The following is a 24,664-nucleotide window of genomic DNA, read 5'->3' as shown; positions in this document are numbered from 1 at the left end:
CACTTATGGCACTCCGTCAGCTCCCCTTGAACTGACGTGGGCATGTCGCCACTCTGTTACCTGGTGCCCATCCCATGGAAACCCCACATCGCCACCATGGGCCCGCACCGCACGGCAACTTCCCCCCACATTCCGGGAGTTTCGATGAAAAAGGTCTACGCGCGTCGAGTTTCCCTCGCCGCAGGATCGGCGGCGGCACTGTTCTGCACGCTGGTACTCAGCGGCCAGTCCGCCCAGGCAGCACCGCCCAGCCCGCCGGACGCGGCCACCGCACGGACGTACCTCACCCAGATCAAGGAACAGGCGGAGGGCCCGCAGGACGGCTACAGCCGCGACAAGTTCCCGCACTGGATCGACCAGGGCAAGAACTGCAACACCCGCGAGGTGGTGCTCAAGCGTGACGGCACGGACGTGCAGCAGGACGGCAGCTGTGCGGCGGTGAGCGGCAAGTGGGTCTCGGCCTACGACGACGCGACCTGGACGAAGGCGTCCGACCTCGACATCGACCATGTCGTACCGCTGTCGGAGGCCTGGAAGTCGGGTGCCGCGCAGTGGACCACCGCGCGCCGCCAGGAGCTGGCCAACGACCTGACCCACTCCCAGCTGATCGCGGTCACCGACAACCTCAACCAGGAAAAGGGCGACAAGGACCCGGCGAAGTGGCTGCCGCCGAAGGCCTCGTACCACTGCGAGTACGCCCGGATGTGGGTGTGGGTGAAGCATGAGTACGGCATGACCGCGGACTCCGCGGAGAAGGCCGCGCTGAAGAAGATCCTGGACGGCTGCTGAGCCGCACGCCTCAGCGGGGCCGGTCCCGCCCGCCCGCCGGCCGGAACCACCGGCCGGCGGGCGCGCCGCCGCCCCGGCCCCCCACCGTGCCCGTCGTGCTCCTATCCTCTGACCACGACATATGGGGAGGCACCGATGGCCGGACTGCGCGTGGGGCCACTGCTGCGCTACGTCGACGCAGAGAGCGCGACAGTGTGGGTGGAGACCGATGAGCCGTGTGTGGTGCACATCCGCTGCGACGACGGGACGGCCGGCGCGGAGAGCACCTGGCAGGTGGCCGGGCACCACTATGCGCTGGTACCGGTGACCGGCCTGACGCCCGGCACCGAGACGGCCTACCAGGTCCTCCTGGACGAGCCGGGGGCACCTACCGGCGGCAGCGGGGAGCAGGTCTGGCCGCCGCCGGCCAGCCGCTTCCCCGCGAGCACCATCCGTACTCTCCCCGCCTCCGCCGACGAGCCGCTGCGCTTCGCCTTCGGCTCCTGCCGCTGGTCGGCGACGCCCTCGAACGCGGCGCACGACCCGGTCGGCCCGGACGCCCTGGACACCCTCGCCGCCACGCTGGCCGCCGATTCCGGCCGGCAGCGCCCGGACGTGCTGCTCCTGCTGGGCGACCAGGTATACGCCGACCAGACCTCCGAGGCGACCGCCCGTGCGCTGGCCGACCGCCGCGACATCGGCGAGCCGCCCTGGAAACAGGTCGCCGACTACGAGGAGTACACCCACCTCTACGACGAGTCCTGGCTCGACCCGGAGGTCCGCTGGCTGCTGTCCACGGTCCCCAGCTGCATGATCTTCGACGATCACGATGTGATCGACGACTGGAACACCTCATCGGCCTGGCTGGCCCGGATGCGGGCGACCGACTGGTGGCAGGAGCGGATAGTCGGCGGTCTGATGTCGTACTGGGTGTACCAGCACCTGGGCAATCTCCCGCCCGCCGAACTGGCCGCCGACGAGCTGTACGCGCGGGTGCGGGCGGTGCCGGACGGGACGGACCTGGTGCGGGAGTTCGCGGCCGGCGCGGATGCCGATCCGGCGTGCGCGCGCTGGAGCTACCGCCGCGACTTCGGCCGGGTGCGGCTGGTCATGATCGACACCCGGGCCACCCGCGTACTGGACGAGAGCAACCGCGCGATGCTCGACAAGACCGAGGGCGAATGGCTTCGCCAGGCGGTGCTGGAGGGGCGCGGCAGCTACGACCATCTGCTGCTCGGCAGTTCGCTGCCCTGGCTGCTGCCGCATCTCATCCATGCGGCGGAGGGCTGGAACGCCGCGCTGTGCGCCGGCGAGCGCGGCCCCCGCTGGGCCCGCAGAAGCGAATTCCTGCGCCAGCGCGCCGACTTGGAGCACTGGGCGGCCTTCCCCGGCTCGTTCACCGCGCTCACCGAGCTGATCGCCGAGGCCGGTTCCGGTTCGGAGGCGCCGACGACGGTCTGTGTGCTGTCCGGGGATGTGCACCACGCCTACGTGGCGGAGCCGCACTGGCGCGGCGCCGGCCCGCACCCCACGAGCCGGGTGCTGCAACTGACCTGCTCCCCCGTCCACAACAGCATCCCCGGCTCGCTGCAGGCCGGATTCCGCTTCGGCTGGAGCCGGTCCGGCCGCTGGCTGGGGAAGCTGCTGGCCCGGCACGGGCGGCTGCCCCGGCCGGCGGTGAAGTGGCGCCGCACGGGCGGCCCGTGGTTCGGCAACCAGCTGATGACGCTGACGCTGGCGGGCCGGGCGGCCCGCCTCGCCCTGGACCAGGCCCGCCGGGAGAAGCACGGCGGCGTCCGGCTCGTCACGGTCTGGCGGGCGGCGTTGTCCGATGCGCGGGTTGCCGGGAAATACGGTGATGCGGGCGGTGGCGCACCGGGAACCGATCGACCGAAGACCGGATGATGCGGACGCTCCGGCTCCGGTAAGCGTCCGGCAGGGCGCCGGCGGCCGGTCAACTTCCCCGGGATCCGGCGTATTTTTGCCTACCCCCGGGTGCTGCACCGGCGGATCGGGCGGTGATGATGGGGCGCACCTTTGCCCGTCGCCCGCACTTTCGGGCGGCCGCGCCCGCGCGCCGGCCGTCCGCCGCCCCAGGGAGAGCCCCTCTTGGCCGCCGACCACTTCGCCGACCGCCAGCCCCGGCCCGCCCTCGCCCTCGTCGGCGCGGGGCCGCGCGGGACGAGCGTTCTGGAGCGGATCTGTGCCTCGGCCGCCGAACTGGCCCCGGGCGCCCCTCTGACGGTCCATGTCATCGACCCCGCCCCGCCCGGCGCCGGCCAGGTCTGGCGCACCGCCCAGCCGCCCGAGCTGCTGATGAACACCGTGGCGTCGCAGGTCACGCTGTTCACCGACGACAGCGTCGAGTGCGCCGGTCCGATACGCACCGGGCCGAGCCTGTACGCCTGGGAGGGCTGCGAGGTCGGCCCGGACGACTATCCGGGCCGGGCGCTGTACGGCCGCTATCTGGAGTGGGTCTTCCGCCGCACCGTGCGCACCGCTCCCGAGGAGGTGACGGTCGTGGTGCACCGGGCCCGCGCGGTGCGGCTGGCCGAGGCCCCCGGCGGCTCGCAGTCGCTCACCCTCGACGACGGCCGGACGCTGCACGGCCTGGGGGCGGTGGTGCTCGCCCAGGGCCATCTGCCGGCCGTTGCGGATCCGGAGCAAGGGCGCCTGGCCGACTACGCCGCCGGGCACGGCCTGTGCTACCTCCCGCCCGCCAACCCCGCCGATCTCTCCGCCGGCCTGGCGGCGCTGGCCCCGGGCCGCCCGGTGCTGCTGCGCGGTCTCGGCCTCAACTTCTTCGATCACATGGCGCTGCTGACCACGGCCCGCGGCGGCCGGTTCGTACACGGTGCCGACGGGGCGCTGACGTATCTGCCGTCCGGCCGCGAACCCCGCCTCTACGCGGGCTCCCGGCGTGGCATCCCGTACCACGCACGCGGCGACAACGCGAAGGGCGCGCACGGCCGTCATCTGCCGCTGCTGCTGACCCCGGAGGTGATAGCGGGCTTCCGCAAGCGCGCGGACTCCGGCGATCTGCCCGACTTCCTGACGGAGGTCTGGCCCCTGGTGGCCAAGGAGGTGGAGGTGGTCTATTACGAGGCGCTGCTGATGCGGCGCGGTGCGGGCGATGAGCCGCGCCACCGCTTCCGGGAGCGCTTCCTGGACAGCGCGCACCGCGGCCCCGAAGAGGCCGCCGCCCTGGACGCCTCCGGCATCGCGCCGGCCGAACGCTGGGACTGGGACCGGATCGCCCGGCCGCACACGGAGCGGTCGTTCGCCGGCCGCGCCGCCTTCCGGGAGTGGCTGCTGGGGCATCTGCGCCAGGACGTCACACACGCCCGGCAGGACAATGTGTCCGGCCCGCTCAAGGCGGCCCTCGACGTGCTGCGGGATCTGCGCAACGAGCTGCGGCAGATCGTCGACCACGGCGGGCTGGCCGGCGCCTCCCGCCGCAGCCACCTGGACCGCTGGTACACCCCGCTCAACGCCTTTTTGTCCATCGGGCCGCCGCGGCGCCGGATCGAGGAGATGACCGCGCTGATCGAGGCGGGGGTGCTGGAGGTGGTCGGGCCCCGGATGACGGTCCGGCTCGGCGCCGCCGACGGCCGCGGGCCCGGGTTCACGGCGCATTCACCGGACGTTCCGGGCTCGGAGGTGACGGCGACCGCGCTGATCGAGGCGCGGCTGCCCGAGCCGGATCTGCGGCGCACCGCGGACCCGCTGCTGGCCCGGCTGCTGGCCGACGGCGGCTGCCGGCCGCACACCGCGGACGGCTACGAAACGGGCGGGCTCGATGTGTCGCCGAGCCCGTACCACCTCGTCGAGGCCGATGGCGGGCTCCATCCGCGGCGCTTCGCGGTCGGGGTGCCGACGGAGGGCGTGCACTGGGTGACGGCGGCCGGAGCGCGCCCCGGGGTGGGGTCGGTCACCTTGGCGGACACGGACGCCGTGGCACGGGCGGCGCTGCGGGCCGCGATGGCGGGGAGGGCGACTGCGGGTACCGGCACGGAGGTGGGCGCCGCCCCGGTGGCCGACACCGACGCGGGCCCGGCGGCGGGTGGGGGTGCGGATCCGGCCACGGTCCCGGTGGCAGGCCCGGCCGCTTCGGGCCGAAGGTCCCATTTGGCCAGAGGTTGAACTTGCAAGCACTGCTTAGGTTTCCCTAACCTTTGCCTCCGACGGTTACCTCGTCCCCAGAAACCGTAGGAGCCCCCACATGTCCGCACCGCTGACCGCACTCATACAGAGATCGACCCCGCACGTGCACGCGCTCTTCCGCGTCGTCGTCGGGCTGCTCTTCGCCTGCCACGGAGCGTCCTCGCTCTTCGGTGTCCTCGGTGGCGCCATGGGTCAGGGCGGCACCGTCCCCGCCGGCGCCTGGCCGGGCTGGTACGCCGCCGTGATCCAGCTGGCCGGCGGGCTCCTCGTGCTGCTCGGCCTGGGCACCCGCCCCGCGGCGTTCATCAGCTCCGGTTCCATGGCGTACGCGTACTTCTCCGCGCATCAGGGCTCGGCGCTGTGGCCGATACAGAACGGCGGCGAGGCGTCCGCGATGTTCTGCTGGGCCTTCCTGCTGATCTTCTTCATCGGCCCCGGCTCGTGGGCACTCGACCGGATCTTCTTCGGCGAGGGTGAGCGGGAGCAGGCTCCGACCGCTCACCAGGAGCCTTCCGCCGCCTGACGCACCACCCCTGTCGGCGGCCGGCACGCTCCCGGCCCCGCCCCCGCACGGCCCGTACGGCACCTCCGCCGTGCGGGCCGTGCGGCCTCTGCGGCACCTCCGGCGCCCTGCGGCATCCCCGCTGTGCCGCACCTTCCACCCCCGGCGCCCGCCCGCGGAGCCCAGGCGTACGCTGTATGGCTGTAGGGCCGCCCCTGCCGCACCGAGCGACGTCGCGGCGGGGTTCGGACCGGGAGTGGGACGTTGCTGGAAAACCTGGGGGCCCTCAGTGGCACCCCTTGGGTGTATGTGATCGTCAGTCTCTCGATCGTTCTCGATGTGTTCGTGCCGATCCTGCCCAGCGGAGTCCTGGTGATCGCCGCGGCCACCACGGCCGCCGGCACCGGCACCGCGGCGGATGCGGCCGGCGTCGATGTCACCTCTTCCGTCCACACCGGTGCCCACCTGGCCGAGATGCTCTCCCTGATGCTGTGCGCGGCCACCGCCTCGGTGCTCGGCGACATGGTCGCCTACCGGCTCGCCTGGCGCGGCGGCGACCGCTTCGACCGCGCCATCGGCCGCTCCCGTCGTCTGACGGCGGCACAGAAGCGGCTGGGCGCGGCGCTCAAGCGGGGCGGCGGCGGCATCGTCGTCCTGGCCCGTTTCGCGCCCGCCGGACGCTCCGTGGTCAGCCTGGGCGCCGGCGTCGCGCACCGTACGGTCCGCGAGTTCCTCCCCTGGTCCGCGCTGGCCGGTCTCGCCTGGGCCACCTACAGCGTCAGCCTCGGCTACTTCGGCGGGCACTGGCTCGGCACGTCGTGGGTGGGTACCGCGCTCTCCGTGATCGCCCTCTTCGCCGCCGGATCGGCCGCCGCCTTCCTGATGCGCCGCCCGGACGGCCGGACCGCGCACTGACGGCGGGGACGAAAGCCCGCTGACCGCCGCCCTCCGGCGGGAGCGGAAAAACCTTGGCCGGTTGTCAGCCCCCGGTGCGACGATGAAGCGCATGAGGGGGACCCACGACAGCGACGGCTCACCCGCCACCGGCGCCGGCGCTCCCCGAGCACCGACCGCGGCCTCCGGCGGCCGGCGCCCCCGCCCCGAAACCGCCGAGGACATAGCGGCCGTCCGCCGGATCCACCTCGACGCCTTCGAGAGGGCCGGCGAGGCGGACCTCGTCGATGCGCTGCGCCGGGACCCGGCGGCCTGGCTGCCGGGGCTGTCCTATGTCACCGAGGCAGCCGACGGCACCCCCGTCGCCCATGCGCTGCTGACGCGCTGTCATGTCGGCGACGCCCCCGCCGTGGCGCTCGCCCCGTGCGCGGTGCTGCCCGGGTATCAGAGGTGCGGTGCGGGCGGCGCGGTCATCAGGGCGCTCCTGGAGGCGGCGCGGGAAGCCGGCGAGCGGACCGCGATCGTGCTCGGTCATCCGCCGTACTACCCGCGCTTCGGATTCACACCGGCCGCCACCCGGTTCGGCATCCTGCCGCCACAGCCCTGGCCGGACAAGGCCTTCATGGCGCTGTCCCTGGACGGCTCCCGGCCCCCGCGCGGCAGGGTGCGCTACCCCGCGGCGTTCGGCATCGCCTGACCCCGGCTCCGCCCCGTGGCTTCGGCCCCGCGCTGCCGACGGCCGGGACCGGATGCGTCCCAATACGGAGTAAAGTCGAGCGTCACCACCCCGCCCACCGTCTCCTGCGAGCGCATCGCCGCTCCTTCGGCGCCGGACCGATGCCGCACCACAGCGGCGCCCATGGGACGGGCCCGAACCACACACGCGAGGCACATTTCGGTGAACCAACCGCCGGTCGTCGAATGGACCGAGGCCGACGAGCCCCGTTCCGCCCGTTGGCACTCCGAGAACGGTGCCCCGCCACCGCGCCGCATCGTCATCGCGGACGACCGGACGAAGGCCGACGACGCCTACAAATTCGCCTGCGAGGGCACCGCGCTGCTGTGGCGCGGCGACTTCCACAACGCCCGCCAGCTGCTGACGGCGCTGGCCCGCCGCATCGACCGCCGCCCCCGCAAGGCACCGCCCGCCGATGTCACCCAGGCGTTCCATGTGCACCGCGCCGCGCAGAATCACCGCGCCCGCATCCTGGGCATGCTGCTGGTCCCGCTCGATGCGACCCTGGCCGTCCCGCTGCACCGCGCCCCCGATGTCCGTGAGGCCTGCGCCCGGGCGTACGGCCCCGGCCGGCCCGCCGACGGGGAAGCCGCAGGCGCCGAGGGATCCGGCCCGACCGCCTCGCTCGTCTCGCTGCGCGAACTCCTCGCGCTCATCGGCGCCAACGAATGGCGCAAGAAGGGCGTCGAGATCCCGGCGCTCGGCGGCGACCGCATCCATCCGCACTACGGCGTCTTCTCGCCGGCCCGCGGCGAGTACGTCGACCTGGTGGCCGAGGCTCCGCTGCCGGACGAGGACCTGGCGTTCGACATCGGCACCGGCACCGGCGTACTGGCCTCGGTGCTCGCCCGGCGCGGCGTCCGCAGGGTCGTGGCCACCGACCAGGACCCTCGTGCGCTGGCCTGTGCCCGTGAGAACACCGAACGACTGGGCGTCGGCGAACAGGTGGAAGTGATCGAGGCCGATCTGTTCCCGGCCGGCCGCGCGCCACTGATCGTCTGCAACCCGCCGTGGGTGCCCGCAAAGCCGACCTCGCCCGTGGAGTACGCGGTCTACGACCCGGGCAACCGGATGCTGTACGGCTTCCTGAGCGGCCTCGCGGACCATCTGACACCGGACGGCGAGGGCTGGCTGATCCTCTCCGACCTGGCGGAACACCTCGGCCTGCGCGCGCATGCCGAGCTCCTCGACGCCTTCGCCAAGGCCGGCCTCACGATCCTGGGCCGACTCGACATCACCCCGCGCCACCCACGTGCCCGCGACACCTCCGACCCGCTCCATGTGGCCCGCGCGGCCGAGGTCACCTCCCTGTGGCGCCTGGGCACCGCGGACCGGGGTACGTCCGGCCCCCGCTAGGACCTTCCCGCCGCTCCGCCCCGACCGGCCCCGAGGCGCGGTGGCCCTCGGGGCCGTACCACCAGCACCACGGCCGAGCCGACCGGCCCGCCCCGCCCCGGCCCGCCTCCTGCGCCCCGTACCCGGCCGCCGACCGCGGGCATCCCGCAGGCGCCCCGCCCGTCAGGCACGATGGACGCACCATGGATCCCCGGCATCTCCTCTCCCGCGCCCGTCGGCTCGCCGCCTCCGCGGCACCCGGCCGACGGCGGCTGCTCGGCATCACCGGCCCGCCCGGCGCCGGCAAGTCCACCCTCGCCGCCCACCTCGTGGCGGAGCTGGCCGGACAGGCGGCGCTCGTCCCGATGGACGGCTTCCATCTCGCCGAGGCGGAGTTGCACCGTCTGGGCCGTACGGACCGCAAGGGCGCGCCGGACACCTTCGACCCGGCCGGATACGCGGCACTGCTGGCGCGCCTGCGCTCCCCGGAGCCGGACACCGCCGTCTACGCCCCGGCCTTCGACCGCCGTATCGAGGAGCCGGTGGCCGGCAGCATCCCCGTGGCGCCCCACATTCCCCTCATCGTCACCGAGGGCAACTACCTCCTCCTCGACTCCGCCCCGTGGCCGCGGGTCCGGGCGCTGCTCGACGAGGTCTGGTACGTGGAGCTGGACACCCCGGAACGGATCCGCCGGCTGGTCGACCGGCATGAGCGGTTCGGGCGTCCGCGCGCCGACGCCGAGCGGTTCGTGCACACCTCGGACGAGGCCAACGCCCGTGTCGTGGCGGCCACTCGTGACCGCGCCGACCTCGTCATCAGCTTCGCACCCGAAGAGGCCCCGCCTCCACCGAGCGCATAACCCCGCTCCCCCGCCCCCGCCGGCCGGCGAACAGTCCGGCCACCGACAGCGCGCCCCACCCGACGGACACCGCCACCGCCTTCAGCTTCCGGTCGCGGCCCGGCAGCGTCGCACCGAGCAGCACGGCGTCCCCTAAGTCCGCCGCAATCCGCACATACGCGGCGGCACGCAGCGCCGGGCCTTCCGGAGCCAGCGTCATCGCCAGTCCGCTCACCGCATCCCGCCAGGCCAGCGGACGCAGTGCGGTCCGGGTCGCCGACGCGGTCCGCCCTTCGCCGTCCACCAGCCCCGAGGGCCGCGCCAGCAGATCGGGCAGCGCCGCCACCGCCACCCCGTACACGGCCGTGGCCGCCCCGACCGCACGCAACAGACCAACCTTCATCCGCCGTCCACCTTTCTCGTCCCACTTTTCTCGTCCCACTTTTCTCATCCCACTCCACCGGCCGCACGAGCCCCGTCGCGCCGGCCGCCTCCTCAACTCCTTTCCGCGGCAGCCCTCTCCCCAAACGACATCATCGATGTCATCATGACATCATGAGTGTCATTGAGGGCTGTGCCGGAGAGACCGAAGTCGCCGGTGACGGCGAACCGACGACCACCGACGACCTGCTGTACGGCGTCATCCGACGCCTGTGGCCGCTGCATCGCACGGTCGTCCGCGCGGTGGAGCGCGAGCTGGCGGGCACGGGCATGACCGCCGGCGAACACGCACTGCTGGACGCACTGCGCACCGAAGGCCCGCGCACCGTCCCGCAGTTGGCGCGCGGGATGGGGCTCGACCGGCAGCCGGTGCAGCGCTGGGTGAACCACGCCGTGGAGCTGGGCCTGGTCGTGACCGCCCCGAATCCCGCACACCGCCGCTCGTCCCTGATCCGGCTCACCGCCGAAGGCGCGGAAGCGATACGCGGCGTCCAGGAGTGCGAGGCGGCGGAGCTGAGGCAGCGGCTGGCCGATCTGTCCGCCGAGGACGTCCGTACCGCGCTGCGTGTACTGGACCGGCTCGGCGAGGAGTTCCGCCACCTGGCGAACGACTCACACATGACACCGGAGGAAACCGGCAGTCACGGCAGTTGCGGCAGCGGCGGCAATAGCGACGACAATGGCATCACGCCCAGTTCATCGCATCCGGTACACAAAGGACGGCCCGCAAGATGACCCGACGAATCACCGCCTGGTCCGAGATCGACAACGGGCTCGTGCCGATCGACGACGGTGAGCTGTTCTACGAGACGGCCGGCTCGGGCCCCGCGGTGGTGCTGCTCCACGGCGGCATGCTCGACCAGCACATGTGGGACGAGCAGTTCGCCTGGCTGGTGAACTCCGGCCTGCGCGCGATCCGTTACGACTTCCGCGGCCACGGCCTGTCCTCCACCGTGGCCGGGGACTACGCCAACCACGACGACCTCTGTGCCCTGCTGGACGCGCTCGATGTTCCCGGCGCCGTCCTCGTCGGCCTCTCCCATGGTGCGCGGGTCGCGCTCGACGCCGCCATAGCCCGCCCGGAGCGGGTGACGGCCCTCGCGCTGGCCTCCCCCGGCATCAGCGGCCGCGCCTTCACCGACCCCTTCCTCCTGGAGCACATCAAGGCGCAGGTGGCGGCGATCGGCACACCGGACGGCGCGGAACGGTATGTCGAGCACTTCCTGCGGATGTGGGTGGACGGACCGCATCGCGAACCGTCCGCGGTGCACCCGGGATTCCGCGAGCGGATGCGCGCCTCGGCCGAGGCCAATGTGGAGGTGCATGCCGAGGGTGCGGGTGCCGGTATGCCCCTTGAGGTCGGCGCCGCGGGCCGCCTGGGCGAGATCCGGGTGCCGACGGTCGTGTTCGACGGCGACCTCGACAGCAGTGACATCTCCGCCAATGCCCATGCGATAGCGCTGACCGTTCCCGGCGCCCGAAGAGTCCGGATACCGGGGGCGGCCCATATGGTCAATCTGGAGAACACCGCGCTCTTCGACCGCGAACTCCACACCTTCCTCTCCTCCCTGGACCACTGACCCACCGCGGACCACGGCCCCTGGGACCACCGGCTCCGAGGGCGGCCGCGGTGGCAACGACCGCCCCGTGGAACGGCCGGCCGCGCCCGGGGAGTGCTCCCTCCCGGGCCACGGGCAAGCCCCGTGCACCTCACCCCTCCCTGGTGGCAGTTAGAGTGACCGGGCCGTGGTGTTCGGGAAGCCGGTGACGGACCTTGTGGTCCCAGACCGGAGCGGCCCTCGCCACTGTGATCGGGGAGTTTCCGCCCCTTCCGCAGGCGCACGGCGCGCCTGCGGCGCCACTGGCCGCGGCCGGGAAGGCGGGGGCGGGCGCGTGCACCCGTAAGCCAGGAGACCGGCCACGGCATCTCACGAACTGATCCACGAGGTGCTGGAGCGTAACCGCCGGATGGTCCTGTCCACCGATACCCGACCCACCCCTGCCTCCACCGCCTTCCGCTGGCGCCGGCAGGACACCGTCCGCACCGCGGGCCTGATGGCCGTCATAGCCGGTCTGCATCTCATCGCCTTCGGCGTGCTCTTCCTGCTCGTGGTGCCCCATCACTACGCGGTGGGCAGCCAGGTCTTCGGGGTGGGTCTCGGCATCACCGCATACACCCTCGGTATGCGGCACGCCTTCGACGCCGACCACATCGCCGCGATCGACAACACCACCCGCAAGCTGATGGCCGACGGCAAGCGGCCCGTCTCGGTCGGCTTCTGGTTCGCCCTCGGCCACTCCAGCATGGTCGTCGCAATGGCGGCCCTGGTGGCGGGCGGCGCCCAGCTCGCGGGCACCCTGCTCAACGACGAGTCCCGTACGCACCAGATCCTGGGCACGGTCGGCACCACGATCTCGGGCACCTTTCTCTACCTCATCGCCGCCCTCAACCTGATCGCCCTGACGGGGATCTGGCGGGTCTTCCGCGGTATGCGCAACGGCCACTACGACGAGGCCGAGCTGGAACAGCGCCTCAATGCGCGCGGCTTCATGAACCGCTTCCTGGGACGGTTCACCCGCTCGATCTCCCGTCCCGGCCAGATGTTCCCGCTCGGCTTCCTCTTCGGGCTCGGCTTCGACACCGCGACCGAAGTGACCCTGATGGTGATGGCCGGCAGTGGCGCCGCGGCCGGCCTGCCCTGGTACGCCGTGCTGTGCCTGCCGCTGCTCTTCGCCGCCGGGATGAGCCTGTTCGACACCCTCGACGGCACCTTCATGAACTTCGCCTACCAGTGGGCGTTCTCCAACCCGGTGCGCAAGGTCTACTACAACCTCACCATCACCGGCCTGTCGATCGCCGTCGCCTTCTTCATCGGCACGATCGAGCTGGTGACCGTGCTGCACGAGAAGCTCGCCCTCAACGACCCGCTGACCGGCTGGATTTCCGGCCTGGACCTCGGCAATGCGGGCTTCCTCATCGTCGGCCTGTTCATGGTGGTGTGGGCCGCGGCGCTGGCGTACTGGCGACTGGCCGGCGTCGAAAAGCGCTGGGCGGAGCGGGCGGAGCGAACGAAGTCGGCGCAGCGGACGGAGGCGGCGGAACAGACGGGGTCGGCGGAGCAGGCCGCGCCGGGCTCCTGAGGCGCGTCAGCCGCACGCGCCCCGTACGTCCCCGGCGCCCGTATCGGCGTCGGGCCACAGCCGCCCTTTCAGGTGGCCGAACCGGCCGCCGAACCCGTCACCAGATCCGGCCCCCAGCGCTCCAGCGCCGCCGCCAGATCGAGTGGCAGCAGCCGCTCCGGCTGGTCCGAACCGGGCCAGTCCTCCCGCGGGACCCGCCACATCACCTCGAACTCATTGCCGTCCGGGTCCTTGGCGTACAGCGACTTGGCGACGAGGTGATCACTCGACCCCACCAGCGCGCCCCGCTCGACGAGCTGCGCATGGGCCGCGACCAGCTCACCGAGCGTGCCGATTTCCCAGGCCAGGTGGTAGAGCCCGACCCGCCCGGCCTCGGGCCCCGGCGCATCCGGCCCCACCGCGAACAGCGCCAGATCATGATCGTTGAGTGAGCCGGGAGCGCCGAGGAACGCGGCCCGTCCCGGGACCTCGATCCCCACCGCGAGCCCGAGGGCCTCGGTGTAGAAAGCGACCGACCGCGCCACATCACGGACGTAGAGCACCGCGTGGTTCAGACGTCGTACGGACATGCAGCCTGCTCTCCGATCTCCTGCCACGACACCGCCGGGGGCCGCCGTGCCCTCCCCCACTCCTGATCTACCCCGCCCGCCCCGCCGCTGCCCGAATTCCTCCGGCCGGGATCCGGCCGTTTTCGGCCCGGGTGCCCGAAGTGCGGGGAGCGGCTCACTTCCGGGTCACTTCCGGACCAGCAGAACCGCGCCCGCCAGCACCACACCCAGCACCAGCGCGGCCACGCCGTGGACCGGCCGGTGTGCGCGCAGGCCCGGCAGGAGGCGGTCGATGGCGTAGCGGCCGGGCCCGGTCAGCGCCAGGGCCGCGGCACCCGCGGTCAGCAGCAGCTCGTACTCCACGCCCTTGGGCGCGAAGAAGCCGCCGCCCCACTTCACGGCAAGGGCATTGATCATCGTGCCGACGACCGCCGCACCGGCGAGCGGCGTGAGCAGCCCGACCACCAGCCCGAGCCCGCCGAGCGTCTCGCTCAGACCGGCGACGACGGCCATCGTCCTGCCCGACGGATAGCCGCTCATCGTGAAGAACTGCCCGGTCCCGTCCAGCCCCGGGCCGCCGAACCAGCCGAGCAGCTTCTGGGCACCGTGGACCGCCATGGTCAGTCCGAGCGCGATCCGCAGCAGGAGCAGCCCGGTGTCGTAGCCGTGCGAGGAGGGGGCGGGGCGCATCGAGGCGCCGATGCGGGCGGACTCGAGAGTGCTGAGGGGGGACGTCATGAGAGCGCTCTTTCGCATGTCGGGGACGGCCCGCGAGGGCACCGCCCAGAACTACTTGAAACTTCAAGTCACTGTCCCGACGATACACAGCACCCCCACGCCGGACAACATGCCCCGGCACACGGACCGACGCCCGGACCGGCAGCGGTCAGGAGGCGGCGGGCGGGACCGGTGCGGCGTCCGATCGCCGCCCGAGGAACGCGCCGATCGCCCGGTCGAAGTCGGACCGCGCCACCGCCGGCCGCGGATTGACGGCGGCGGCCTTCCGCTGTGGTGCCAGCGCGGCGGTCACCGCCTGCTTGGCGGCCCGGATCGCCGCGGGTGGCTGCTCGGCGATACGGGCGGCGAGGTCGCGGGTGCGGGCGGCGAGTTGGTCCGCGGGCACGCCCTCGTCCGCGAGCCCGAGGGACACCGCGGTGCGGGCGTCGACCAGTCGGCCGGTGTAGAGCAACTCCCGCGTCGCGGCGGGCCCGGCCAGCGCGACCATGCGGGCGGCGAACGCAGGGCTGGCGAGGATGCCGAGCCGGGCGATCGGCATCCCGATCCGGGCGCTGTCCGCCATGAGCCGCAGATCGCAGGCGAGGGCGAGTTGGCATCCCGCACCGGCGGCGACACCGCGGATCTCGGCGATCACCGGAACGGGACAGTCCTCGATCGTGGTGAACGCCGCTTCCATCTGGGCGAAGGACTCCTCGACGTATCCGTCGTCCGCATCCACCCAGTCGGTCATGTTCGAACCCGCGCAGAACGTGTCGCCATGCCCGCGGATCACCAGCACCCGCAGCGACCGGCCCGCCCCGAGCTCCCTGACCTGGCGGGCCAACTGCGCCCAGGCCCGGCCGGGAAGGGCGTTGCGCCGGCTGCCGTCTCCGATACGGATCTCGGCGACCGCGCCGGACCGGGACGTCCCGATGGTGGGTTCGTATGCGGGCACGGGGTTCACTTCGCGGCCTTTCGCGCGCGGAGAACGGCCAACTCCCGCGGACCGACGCCGAGGGCGGCCAGGATCTGCGCGGTGTGCTCCCCGTGCCGGGGCGGCGGGGTGCGTACGGTCGCCGGGTTGCCGGACAGCTTGACGGGAGAGGCGAGGGTGCGCAGGGTGCCGGCGTCGGCGTGTTCGAGTTCGGCGACCATGCCGCGCGCGATGACCTGGGGATGCCGCAGGGCCTGGTCGACGGTGTTGATCGGGCCGACCGGTACCTCCGCCTCGGTGAGGAGCACGGCCCATTCCTGCGCGCCGCGTGCCCGCAGCGCGCGTTCGATGAGCGGGAGCAGTTCCCCGCGATGACGGACCCGGTCGGGGTTGGTCACGAACCGTGGATCGTCGGCCAGCTCGGCGAGTCCGATCGCGGTGGCGAAGCGGCGCCACAGGCCGTCGTTCCCGGCCGCGACCATGAGGTGACCATCGGCGGTCGGGAACGCCTGGTACGGCACGATCGTCGGGTGGGCCGAGCCATAGCGCTGCGGAACGTCGCCGGAGGCGAAGTACCCACTGGCGACATAGCTCAGCCAGGCCACCTGGCCGTCCAGCAGCGAGACATCGACCCACTCACCGCAGCCGGTGTGCTCGCGGTTGCGCAGGGCGGCAAGGACGCCGATGGCGGCCCACATTCCGGCAGCGAGATCGGCCGGGGACACCCCGAACCGCACGGGTGGACCTGCGGGCTCTCCGGTCACGCTCATGACGCCGCTGATCGCCTGCGCTATCGCGTCGTACCCCGGCTCGCTCCGGTACGGCCCGGTCTGCCCGTAACCGCTGATCGAGGCGTACACCACACCGGGATTACGGTCGCGGACGTCCTGATAGCCCAGGCCGAGGCGGGCAGCGGTGCCGGGCCGGAAGTTCTCCACGATCACATCGGCGGAGGCCGCCAGGTCCTGTATCAGACGCAGACAGTCCGGGTCCTTGAGGTCGACCGCGATGCCGCGCTTGTTGCGGTTGACGCTGTGGAAGTACGCCGCGTCCTCGCCCTGGAAGGGGGGACCCCAGGCGCGGGTGTCATCGCCGGAGGCGGTGTCCTCGACCTTGATCACGTCGGCGCCCAGGTCGGCCAGCACCATGCTGCAGAACGGCCCGGACAGGATGCGGGACAGATCGAGGATCTTCAGACCGGTCAGAACGCCGTCGTGGACCAGCCAGGGCGGGGATTGTGGTGTGGTGCGCATTGCGGTGTCACGCCTTTGTTCGTGTGGTTCGCCGAGGGACCGGAGGGTCAGGAGCCCAGTTCGAGCAGCAGCTCCATGCAGATCGCGGTGGCGTCGAGGAAGTAGTCGACGCGCAGGTTCTCGTTGGGCGCATGATTAGCCTGGTCGGCGTTGGCCAGCGGCAGGCCGATGCTGGGCACACCGAGGACCCCGGTGAAGATCCAGTCCGGAAGGGTGCCGCCGTACGCGGGGATCAGCAGCGGGTCACGCCCGGTGACCCGGGAGATGGCACGCGCCACCCTGGGCGTGTACGGATTGTCGATCGAGGTCCGGGAGGCCGGCACGCCACCGCTCTTGGTGACCGTCACCTCGGGGGCATGAGTACGCAGGTGGGCGGCCACGCGCTCGAAGACGGCCTGGGGGTCCTGGCCCGCCGTCAGCCGGATGTCGACACCCGCCTCCGCGGTGTCGGGGATGATGGTCCGGGCCACGTCGCCCGTGGTGATCCCGTTGATCGTCAGGGTGGGGCGGTCGGCCAGCCGCTCATAGAAGGACAGCCCGTTGAAGGCCGGATCCATCTCGGTCAGCCCGATGTCACCGAGGACCTGCGGCAGATCGAGCGGGAGCGCGTCGAACGCGGCGCGGTCGGCGTCGGACAGCGGTTCACGGCCGTCCTCGAAGCCCTCGACGAGGACCCGGCCGCTCGGGTCCTTGAGGCAGGCCAGCGCCTGGACCAGCTGCCATGCCGGATTGGGCGCCACATTGCCGAAGTTGCCGGAATGCAGGGGACGGCTGGGGCCGGTCGCACGGAGCCGGAGACGGACCATGCCGCGCACTCCGTGCGAGACACACCACTCACCCGACTCGTGCACCGAGCGGTCGCTCCAGACGACCAGATCGCCGTCGAACCGCTCCGGGTGCGCGCGCAGGATGCCCGCCAGCGACGGGCTGCCGATCTCCTCCTCACCGTCGAGCAGCACCGTGACCGAGCACGGAAGCGCGCCGACCTGCTCCTCGAACAGCCGCAGCGCCTGAAGGTGCGCGTAGTGCTGCCCCTTGTTGTCGCCGGTGCCGCGCCCCCAGATCCGCCCGTCCCGCAGGACCGGGGCGAAGGGTTCGGAATCCCACAGCTCGCGTGGCCCGGTCGGCTGGACGTCATAATGGCCGTAGATCAGGACGTGCGGCGCTCCGGCGGGCCCGGCGCGGTGGCCGGTCACCAGCGGCCGGCCGTCGCCGACCAGCACCGACGGTGTCAGGCCGGCCCGCTTGACCTCTTCCAGCGCACGGTCGGTCGCGGCGGGGAACCCTTCGCCGGTCGCGCTCACGCTGGGCTGGCTGACGTAGTCCATCAGTCCGGCGATGAGTTCGTCCTGGCGCTCGTGCACCAGTTCACGGGGCGTGCCGGCGAGTTGGGCACGGATCGTGGACGCGTCCGTCATGGTTGACCTCGTTCTTTCGTGGGGCGCCGTGGGGCGTGGGGTCCGTCAGTGGGGGATGCGTCAGACACCGGGTGCGGGCTCCGCCTGCTGCTGGGGCTCAGGCACCGGCTCGGGCTCCGACGGGTTCGGCGGGCACGGGTTACGGGATGCGGCGGGGGCGTCAGCGCAGGCCGAGGAAGCGTCGGCTCGCCAGCAGGGCGGCGATGCTCAGGACGCCAGCCACCATGATGTAGAAGGCCGGCGAGAGGTGGCTGCCGGTCGCGGCGATCATCCAGGTGATGATCACGGGGGCGAAGCCGCCGAAGGTCATCACGCCGATGTTGTAGCTCAGCGACAGACCGGTGCTGCGCGTCGCGGTCGGGAAGGCCTCGGACATCAGCGCGGGCAGCGCACCGAAGTAGCAGGCCTTCAACAGGCCGAGCGTGAACAGCACCAGGCCCATGACCGGCAACGACGGGCTGCCCGACAGCAGCAGGAACAGCGGGTAGATGCTGAGCACCATGGCGATCCCGGCAATGAGCATCACCTTGATGCGGCCGACCCGGTCGGAGAGGTGACCGGCCAGGGGTGTCACGGCCGTCAGCGCCACCCCGGCCGCCGCGGCCCCGATGAAGCCTGCGGAGGGCGGCAGACCGAGCACCTTCTGTGCGTAGGTCGGCATATAGACGATCACGTAGGTCACCGCGGTGGACATCACCAGTGCGCCGACCATGAGGAGCACCCGCAGCTTCTGGTTCCGGATTACTTGCCGGACCGGGGTCGTCGCGACGTCACCCGCTTCGGTGGCCTCGACGAATGCGGGAGTCTCCGGAACCTGACGGCGGATCATATATCCCACCGGGCCGATCAACAGGCCGACGAGGAAGGGAATGCGCCAGCCCCATGAATCCAGCTGCGCCACGGACAGCGTCAGACTCAGTACGGTGCCGAAGGTCGCGGCCAGCAGCGTCGCCAGCCCCTGAGAGGCGAACTGCCAACTCGCCATGAAACCCCGCCGGTCAGGTGCCTGCTCGGCCAGGAATGCGGTCGCGCTGCCGAACTCACCACCCGCCGAGAATCCCTGCAGCAAACGGGCCATCAGAATCAGAACCGGTGCGGCGATGCCGATGGATGCGTATGTGGGCATCACAGCGATCAGCAGAGTGCCGATCATCATGAGCCGAATCGTGAGGAGCAGCGCGGCCTTTCGTCCGCTGCGATCCGCGAAAGTACCCAGGACGAGTGCACCCAAGGGCCGGACCAAATACGACACCCCGAACGTGCCGAAGGCGAGCGTCAGGGAAACCGTCGGGTCGCTGACCGGGAAGAACGCCTTGGAGATCGAACCCGCGAAGAACCCGTAGGTGGTCAGGTCGAACCATTCGAGCGTGTTTCCCGCGGTGGCCGCGACCACGGCACGCCTCGCGCGGCTTTTACTGACGGGCTTCTCGGCGATCATCTGACCTGTCTCTCTAGCGGTCGTCATGAGTGATACTCCCTCGGATCGATCAGACGAACTGTCGCGCAGGGTGGAACCGCCGATGGGTGAGTCCGAAGCGGAGGACGGGGACTCGTGGACGCGTTGAGCGATGACGTTAGAGCTCCCGCATCGTTCACACAATCGCAACTTCCAGAACGCCTGATTGCCTATACGGCAACGCCGGGAAACGCCCCTCATGCCGCCCCGAGATCCGCCCATCTCGTGATCCAGCCGCGGTGGACGCGGACGCCGCGCCGGACGGACAGAGCGGTGACGATGCCGCTCCCCCGGCCGTGCTCCTCGGACTGCCGGCCGTCGACCGGCCGCCGGGCGTCCGCCGCGGGCCCCGCATCGGTGACCTCGATGCGCAGGGCACAGGGCCTCTCGCCCCCCGTCCTGGACAGCTGCAGCACGACCGGAGGGAGGGCATGGGTGACCGCGTTGGTGACCAGCTCCGAGATCACCAAAACCGCGTCCTCAATGGTGTCGGGAGGCAGATTCCAGCCGGTCAGGACCGAGTGCGCCCGGCGGCGCACCAAGCCGGCAGCCTCCGGGACATGCGGCAGCGGACAGCGGAATTCCGCTTCCCGGTGCGGCGTCACGCGCGAGCCGGTGAATTCCCTGGGGGTTGTCGCATTCATCGCCTTCCCCTGCCTCTGCTGCCTGCGGGGAGGATGCACACCTGAGCGACCAAGAGACCCTGGGCGACCGCTGACGCGGGCGCCGCAGTGGGGGCGCCGCTCCGTTGTGCGGTCCGCCCGGCCGGGTGAGCCCGCAGGGCATATGCAGAAGGTAGACAGGGGCCGACCATTCGCACAATCGCAATTTATGGAGCAATCCATTGCTTGAAATGCAATAGCTGCCTAAGCTGGTGCCATGTTGAACAGTCCGGCTCTTGAGTACTTTCTCGAAGTGGTTCGCACCGGCTCGGTCAACGAGGCATCCAGGCGGCTACTGGTTGCCGGCTCGGCCATCAGCCGGCAGATCGGCAAACTGGAGCAGGAAATCGGCGTACCGCTCTTTGAGCGCCGACCCCGCGGAATGGTGCCGAGCGAGGCCGGCGCCCTGCTCGCCGCCTATGCGCGCCGCGCTTCATTGGAAACCGATCAGGTGCTCGCGGATATCCGCGGCCGCGGCCGACTGGGAAGTGTCGTCCGTGTGGCCAGTTCACAGGGCGCCTCGCAGGAATTCCTCCCGCACGCCATGGCCGCCTTCCGTAAAGAACACCCGGGCACCACCTTCCAACTGCCCGTGGTCTCCCCCTCGTTGGCCACCCGAAAGGTCCAGGACGGCTCGGTCGACCTGGCAGTCACCTTCAGCCTTGCCCCTATTCCCGAGGTCCGCGTCATACACGCCCAGCGCGCCCCGATCCAAGCCCTGGTCAGATCCGATCACCCACTGGCCCAGCGAGACGAAATCCACCTCCACGACCTCCTCCCCTACCCGGTCGCCCTCACCGAAGAAGGCACAACGAACAGACGGCTCTTCGACCTCTGCTGCTCCATCGAGGGAATCACCTTCGAACCACTCCTGGTCAGCTCCAGTTCCAGCGCCCTGTCGACCTTCGTCAAAGAGGCGAATGCCGTCTCGCTGACCGGCCACATCAGCGTGCACGAGCGCCTGCGCATCGAAGGCCTGAAATCCATCAGCATTCTCAACCCGGAAATGCATCTGCGCACCATCCAGATCCAGGCCATGGCAGGCCGTCAACTCCCCGCCGTGGTCAGCGCATTCGCCGACCACCTCATCCACCAGCTTTCGGAAACCGAGGTCTAGGGGCCCGGACGACAAGCAACAGGCAACAGGCAACAGGCAACAGGCAACAGGCTCGACCAGAGCCGCCAGGAGGCGCATTTCCGCACGGTGCGGGCCGCTCCCTTCACGCACGGTGCGGGCCGCTCCCTTCACGCATGGTGCGGCCGCACCCACGATCGCCTCGGTCCATTGCGGTACCACGACGTCGAGGCCATCTGGCAGTGTCAGCTGTGACGGCCGCAAGCGGCAGGAGGTGGGACATGGCCATTCCGAAGAAGGGCTCCCGGCCCATCACGGTGGACGGTGTCGACTACCGATGGTCCGTCCGCCGTAAGCCCACCTACAGCCAGGGCATCTGCCAGGCCCACTTGAGTGTGGCGGTGGTACTCGGCCACACTCCAGGCTCCGTCGCCGTGCTCCGCATGCCACACGCCCACCCGGGCAACTGGATGGGCGCCCCCGCCACCGCGGTCCGCCCCGCCGCAGTGGCGCACGGCATCCGCTCCGCACTCCGGCAGGGATGGAAGCCGGACACGCCGGGCCGCCCCTTCCTCATCGACCTCGCGTCCGCCCCCTGATCACACGCGCGGCCGGCGCACACCGGCTGGGCAGCCGGCGCAGCGAGCCTTGATCGGACGAAGAAAGCCCTCACCCCAAAAAACTCCGGGGCGAAAGCCCTCACCCCAAAAAACTCCGGGGCGAAGGCCGTCACCCAAAGGCTCCGGACGCGATGTGCCACAGCGGGGCCCGGTACTGCTCCGGGCGACTGCGGAGCAGAACTGCCCTGAGGTTCTCGCGCTGTCTGCCGCTGAGGCCGAGCGCCTCGGTGAGCCGGCGGAATGTGGTGTGCGTGATGCCGCGGCCCCTCGCATCGCGCTCGAACTCGTCGAGCCGGCGGAGTACGGCTTCCGGGTCGAGCGTCCGGGGGGGGCGGCTGCCCAGCCGGCCGACCTCGCTACGTTCGTGGTCGATCTCGGAGAACCCGCAGATCTCGCGGCTGTACCGCTCGACCTGATGCAGGTTCTCCGTGGCGAGGATGGCGCGGGCGAGCTGGTTACGGCTGAGGGCTTCGTCGAGGTCTGCCGCATGCACGGTGGGACCCTCGTCGGTGAGCGGGACCGGTGGGCCGCCCTCCCTCACTTCACAGACGCCTCGGGCGCCTCGCGCCGTGGCGGCCAGCATCGCCGTTGCCTCGGAAGGGTGCCACTCCAGTACGGAGCTGACCGGCTGGACGTGCTCGGCGGTGAGCGCCAGGACCACGGGTCCCATGCAGTCGCGCAGGGCGTCGGCGGGGAGTTCACCGTCGAGGCCGGGGCCGGCGACCAGGAGCCGTACGGGGAAGTTGAGTTCGCAGCACGCCGCGAGGGTGAGCGCGTCGGCGACGGGGCTGCGGAGCGTGGGCTCGTCGCCCCGCGCGAGGATGTCGCCGCCCACGTCCAGGAGGTCGACGGAGTCCGGCTCCAGGTGCTGGACGAGCTCTTCGAGCTGGCGGATGATCCCCTCGGCGCCGTGGTGCGGGTCGATGAGCGCGAAGGTCTGCGGGAGCTCCGCAGCCAGCCGGGGAAGCGTGGAGCCCGCCGGAGCGATCGGTTGTGCGTCGGCGGGGACGGCCTGGACGCTTCGGGTGAGGGGGCGGAGGCCGGTGAAGTTGGCCGGTCCCCTGGGGCCCGGAACGGGGTCGACCAGGAGGCGGTCCCACGCGTAGGTGAGCACCACCGCCGGAGCCTCGCCGCCATGGAGAGCGGCATCCAGCATCGCGGCGGCCACAGCGTCACCGCCACCGCCCGCTGCCACGATCAAGCGCGCCACGTGCGTCAGCGTACGGGCTGCCGTGCTGGCCACTCGCTCTATAGTGGCCAGTGGTAATAGCCACTTGGCCAGGGGGAACGGATGCCGAAGATCGAGGAGAGCCGGCCCAAGTACCTTCAGATCGCGCACCACCTCCGCGACCAGATCCTGCGGGGCGACCTGCGGCCCGGCGGCGAAGTGCCCTCGGAACGCCAACTGGCGGCGGACTGGGGTGTGTCGCGTCCGACGGCCGCACGGTCACTGGAGGCCTTGAGGCACCAGGGGCTGGTCGAGAAGCGCCAGGGGTCGGGGACGTACGTGCGGGGCCTGCCGGTCCGTCGCCGCGCCCGTGAGCTGCACGGCCGCGCCGACCGGACCGGAAGGACCTGTCCACCGGGCGAGCACGCGGTGATCATGTCGGCGGGCTGGGCGGAGGCGCCGGACCACGTGGCGACGTCGCTGAACCTGGCGCCCGGCACCCGTGCGGTGCACCGTCGACGGGTCACCAAGAACGACTCCGGGCCGATCACCCTCTCCACCTCCTGGTTCGGCCCCGACGTGGGCGACCGCGCGCCGAAGCTCCGGGATCCCGAACGGATCCAGGAGGGGACGCTGACGTACGTCGAGCACATGACGGGACGCCAGGGAAGCTACGCCGAGGACCGTATGTGCGCTCGCCCCGCCACCGAAGAGGAGACGGCCGGCCTGGAGCTGGCACCGGGATCGGCGGTGCTGATCGTGCATCACCTCGTCCATGACCTGCAGGATCACCCTCTGGAGCTCGTCGAGGCGACGTATCCGCCCCACCGCTGGACGTTCGCGCAGGGCTATCCGATCGGATAGGGAGCCGCGGACTGACCCACCGGAGGCACGGTTCCGGCACGAGAGCGAAGACGCTCCTCCGCCTGACGATCCACGCTGCGGCATGACGAGGCCACACACGGCTCCGGAGACGGCCCGTGCCGTCGGTGCTGATGCCCAGGTCATGGCGGGGTTCGGCCCGCCCCGGTGGCTTGCGTGTCCACAGACAGTCCGCAGGGCGGCACCGCCCGTCGAAGGCATGCACAGGGATCTGCAGCCGCTTCGTGCAGCCCGGGTGACGTGCACCGTCGTCCTCAAGGCGCGTGCTCGCCCGTGGTGTGCCTACGGTTGAGAGACAGGGACCGGGCGCGAATCGCCCGCCCGGCGACGTGCCCGTCACTGCTATGAGGCGAGGAGGGCCGTATGCGCGCCAAAGCGGTGTCCCGGCCGGCCCGCGTCCCGGCCGGCGCGAATGAGGAGGGCGACGGCGTCATGGTCGGCGAGGGGCCGGTCGACGTCGACGTCTACATCGACTTCCAGTGCCCCTTCTGCCGACACTTCGAGGAGGTTTCGGGGCCGGTCCTGGACCAGCTGGTCGCCGAGAACCTGATCACGATCATCTTCCATCCCCTGGCGTTCCTCGATGCCATGTCGACCACTCGCTACTCGACCAGGGCATCGGCCGCCGCGGGCTGCGCCGCCGACAGCGGGAGGTTCCGCGATTACGTCAGGGCGCTCTTTGCCGACCAGCCACCCGAGGGCGGTGTCGGCCTCGACGACCAGCAGCTCGTCGACATCGGCGCCGGGGTCGGGATGACCGAGGCGACCTTCGCTGCATGTGTGCACGGCGGTGTCCATCTCGACTGGCCGCCCTATGTGACCGCGTGGGCGGTCGAGCACGGCGTCGCAGGCACACCCACGGTCTTCGTCAACAGCATGGCCATCTCCCCGCACCCCGGCCTCATCAGGGCCGCGGTGCACGCGACCGCACGCACCGGAGCGTGACACCCGGCCGTTCCAACGGGCAGCCGCCGGCAGGCAGATGCGAGCCCTTCGCTGCCCGGCCCGGACCGTTGACCGCGGACGGCCGGCACGTGTGGCTCCCGATGCGTCCCGGCACGCCCCGCCCCGCCCCCGTACCGGGCGGATGGCGATCACGCGCGACCGGCTC

General features: G+C 71.4%; 24 protein-coding genes and 1 riboswitch. Of the genes, 15 read left to right on the top strand and 9 right to left on the bottom strand.

Features of this window, described 5'->3' with window-relative positions:
- Positions 1 to 144: 144 nt before the first annotated feature.
- The 8 genes from ACGFWI_RS11335 (at position 145) to ACGFWI_RS11300 (ending at position 9,259) form a co-directional block, all read left to right on the top strand.
- The gene (locus tag ACGFWI_RS11335) at positions 145 to 789 is read left to right on the top strand and encodes an HNH endonuclease family protein (RefSeq protein WP_393905694.1); all 645 of its coding nucleotides are present in this window, start codon (positions 145 to 147) and stop codon (positions 787 to 789) included.
- 135 nt (positions 790 to 924) lie between these two features.
- Positions 925 to 2,673, top strand: a complete 1,749-nt coding sequence (locus ACGFWI_RS11330; protein ID WP_393905693.1) for an alkaline phosphatase D family protein — start codon at positions 925 to 927, stop codon at positions 2,671 to 2,673.
- A 204-nt stretch (positions 2,674 to 2,877) separates the two neighbouring features.
- Positions 2,878 to 4,911 (top strand): FAD/NAD(P)-binding protein, encoded by a 2,034-nt coding sequence (locus ACGFWI_RS11325; protein ID WP_393905692.1) that lies wholly within the window; start codon positions 2,878 to 2,880, stop codon positions 4,909 to 4,911.
- A gap of 79 nt (positions 4,912 to 4,990) precedes the next feature.
- Complete coding sequence (locus ACGFWI_RS11320; RefSeq protein ID WP_393905691.1) at positions 4,991 to 5,455, top strand: DoxX family protein; 465 nt, start codon at positions 4,991 to 4,993, stop codon at positions 5,453 to 5,455.
- 243 nt (positions 5,456 to 5,698) lie between these two features.
- Positions 5,699 to 6,349: a DedA family protein gene (locus ACGFWI_RS11315; protein WP_393905690.1), complete on the top strand. Its 651-nt coding sequence runs from the start codon at positions 5,699 to 5,701 to the stop codon at positions 6,347 to 6,349.
- A 91-nt stretch (positions 6,350 to 6,440) separates the two neighbouring features.
- A complete protein-coding gene (locus ACGFWI_RS11310) occupies positions 6,441 to 7,025 on the top strand; it encodes a GNAT family N-acetyltransferase (protein ID WP_393905689.1) in 585 nt (194 codons plus the stop codon).
- Between the two features lie 201 nt (positions 7,026 to 7,226).
- The gene (locus tag ACGFWI_RS11305) at positions 7,227 to 8,420 is read left to right on the top strand and encodes a methyltransferase (protein ID WP_393905688.1); all 1,194 of its coding nucleotides are present in this window, start codon (positions 7,227 to 7,229) and stop codon (positions 8,418 to 8,420) included.
- Between the two features lie 182 nt (positions 8,421 to 8,602).
- Entirely contained in the window at positions 8,603 to 9,259 is a 657-nt protein-coding gene (locus tag ACGFWI_RS11300; RefSeq protein ID WP_393905687.1) for a nucleoside/nucleotide kinase family protein, read from the top strand.
- Here the strand turns inward: ACGFWI_RS11300 and ACGFWI_RS11295 are convergent.
- Entirely contained in the window at positions 9,216 to 9,641 is a 426-nt protein-coding gene (locus ACGFWI_RS11295; protein ID WP_393905686.1) for a hypothetical protein, read from the bottom strand. The genes ACGFWI_RS11300 and ACGFWI_RS11295 overlap by 44 nt on opposite strands.
- A gap of 152 nt (positions 9,642 to 9,793) precedes the next feature.
- On the opposite strand from ACGFWI_RS11295, the gene ACGFWI_RS11290 reads away from it, so the two are divergent.
- From ACGFWI_RS11290 to ACGFWI_RS11280, 3 genes are all read left to right on the top strand, one after another.
- Positions 9,794 to 10,414: a MarR family winged helix-turn-helix transcriptional regulator gene (locus ACGFWI_RS11290; protein WP_393905685.1), complete on the top strand. Its 621-nt coding sequence runs from the start codon at positions 9,794 to 9,796 to the stop codon at positions 10,412 to 10,414.
- Positions 10,411 to 11,259, top strand: a complete 849-nt coding sequence (locus tag ACGFWI_RS11285) for an alpha/beta fold hydrolase (RefSeq protein WP_393905684.1) — start codon at positions 10,411 to 10,413, stop codon at positions 11,257 to 11,259. The genes ACGFWI_RS11290 and ACGFWI_RS11285 overlap by 4 nt, the downstream gene beginning before the upstream one ends.
- 150 nt (positions 11,260 to 11,409) lie before the next feature.
- A riboswitch (cobalamin riboswitch) is annotated at positions 11,410 to 11,617 on the top strand.
- A 30-nt stretch (positions 11,618 to 11,647) separates the two neighbouring features.
- Positions 11,648 to 12,820: a HoxN/HupN/NixA family nickel/cobalt transporter gene (locus tag ACGFWI_RS11280; protein WP_393905727.1), complete on the top strand. Its 1,173-nt coding sequence runs from the start codon at positions 11,648 to 11,650 to the stop codon at positions 12,818 to 12,820.
- A gap of 68 nt (positions 12,821 to 12,888) precedes the next feature.
- On the opposite strand, the gene ACGFWI_RS11275 is transcribed toward ACGFWI_RS11280, so the two are convergent.
- From ACGFWI_RS11275 to ACGFWI_RS11245, 7 genes are all read right to left on the bottom strand, one after another.
- Complete coding sequence (locus ACGFWI_RS11275; RefSeq protein ID WP_393905683.1) at positions 12,889 to 13,389, bottom strand: VOC family protein; 501 nt, start codon at positions 13,387 to 13,389, stop codon at positions 12,889 to 12,891.
- A gap of 165 nt (positions 13,390 to 13,554) precedes the next feature.
- Entirely contained in the window at positions 13,555 to 14,106 is a 552-nt protein-coding gene (locus tag ACGFWI_RS11270; RefSeq protein WP_393905682.1) for a DoxX family protein, read from the bottom strand.
- Between the two features lie 148 nt (positions 14,107 to 14,254).
- Positions 14,255 to 15,040: an enoyl-CoA hydratase/isomerase family protein gene (locus ACGFWI_RS11265; protein ID WP_393905681.1), complete on the bottom strand. Its 786-nt coding sequence runs from the start codon at positions 15,038 to 15,040 to the stop codon at positions 14,255 to 14,257.
- Between the two features lie 5 nt (positions 15,041 to 15,045).
- Positions 15,046 to 16,272 carry a CaiB/BaiF CoA transferase family protein gene (locus ACGFWI_RS11260; protein WP_393905680.1) on the bottom strand — a complete coding sequence of 409 codons (1,227 nt, stop codon included), beginning with the start codon at positions 16,270 to 16,272 and terminating at the stop codon, positions 15,046 to 15,048.
- 47 nt (positions 16,273 to 16,319) lie between these two features.
- Positions 16,320 to 17,690 carry a M20/M25/M40 family metallo-hydrolase gene (locus ACGFWI_RS11255; protein ID WP_393905679.1) on the bottom strand — a complete coding sequence of 457 codons (1,371 nt, stop codon included), beginning with the start codon at positions 17,688 to 17,690 and terminating at the stop codon, positions 16,320 to 16,322.
- Between the two features lie 160 nt (positions 17,691 to 17,850).
- Positions 17,851 to 19,128, bottom strand: coding sequence for an MFS transporter (locus ACGFWI_RS11250; protein WP_393905678.1), 1,278 nt, complete (start codon positions 19,126 to 19,128; stop codon positions 17,851 to 17,853).
- Between the two features lie 215 nt (positions 19,129 to 19,343).
- Complete coding sequence (locus tag ACGFWI_RS11245) at positions 19,344 to 19,790, bottom strand: ATP-binding protein (RefSeq protein ID WP_393905677.1); 447 nt, start codon at positions 19,788 to 19,790, stop codon at positions 19,344 to 19,346.
- A gap of 235 nt (positions 19,791 to 20,025) precedes the next feature.
- On the opposite strand from ACGFWI_RS11245, the gene ACGFWI_RS11240 reads away from it, so the two are divergent.
- A complete protein-coding gene (locus tag ACGFWI_RS11240) occupies positions 20,026 to 20,925 on the top strand; it encodes a LysR family transcriptional regulator (protein ID WP_393905676.1) in 900 nt (299 codons plus the stop codon).
- 239 nt (positions 20,926 to 21,164) lie between these two features.
- Positions 21,165 to 21,482, top strand: coding sequence for a hypothetical protein (locus tag ACGFWI_RS11235; RefSeq protein ID WP_393905675.1), 318 nt, complete (start codon positions 21,165 to 21,167; stop codon positions 21,480 to 21,482).
- Positions 21,483 to 21,612: 130 nt separating this feature from the next.
- Here the strand turns inward: ACGFWI_RS11235 and ACGFWI_RS11230 are convergent, their stop codons facing one another.
- The gene (locus ACGFWI_RS11230) at positions 21,613 to 22,713 is read right to left on the bottom strand and encodes a DUF1152 domain-containing protein (protein WP_393905674.1); all 1,101 of its coding nucleotides are present in this window, start codon (positions 22,711 to 22,713) and stop codon (positions 21,613 to 21,615) included.
- Between the two features lie 81 nt (positions 22,714 to 22,794).
- Here ACGFWI_RS11230 and ACGFWI_RS11225 point away from each other — a divergent pair, with 81 nt between their 5' ends.
- Entirely contained in the window at positions 22,795 to 23,535 is a 741-nt protein-coding gene (locus ACGFWI_RS11225; protein WP_393905673.1) for a GntR family transcriptional regulator, read from the top strand.
- 381 nt (positions 23,536 to 23,916) lie between these two features.
- Entirely contained in the window at positions 23,917 to 24,498 is a 582-nt protein-coding gene (locus ACGFWI_RS11220; RefSeq protein WP_393905672.1) for a DsbA family protein, read from the top strand.
- The last annotated feature ends 166 nt before the right edge of the window (positions 24,499 to 24,664 follow it).

Origin of the sequence: Streptomyces sp. NPDC048434, from assembly GCF_043200375.1 — a bacterium.
Classification (GTDB): Bacteria; Actinomycetota; Actinomycetes; order Streptomycetales; family Streptomycetaceae; genus Streptomyces.
Note: the sequence above shows the minus strand (reverse complement) of the source record. Positions and strands in the feature narration are given on the sequence as shown.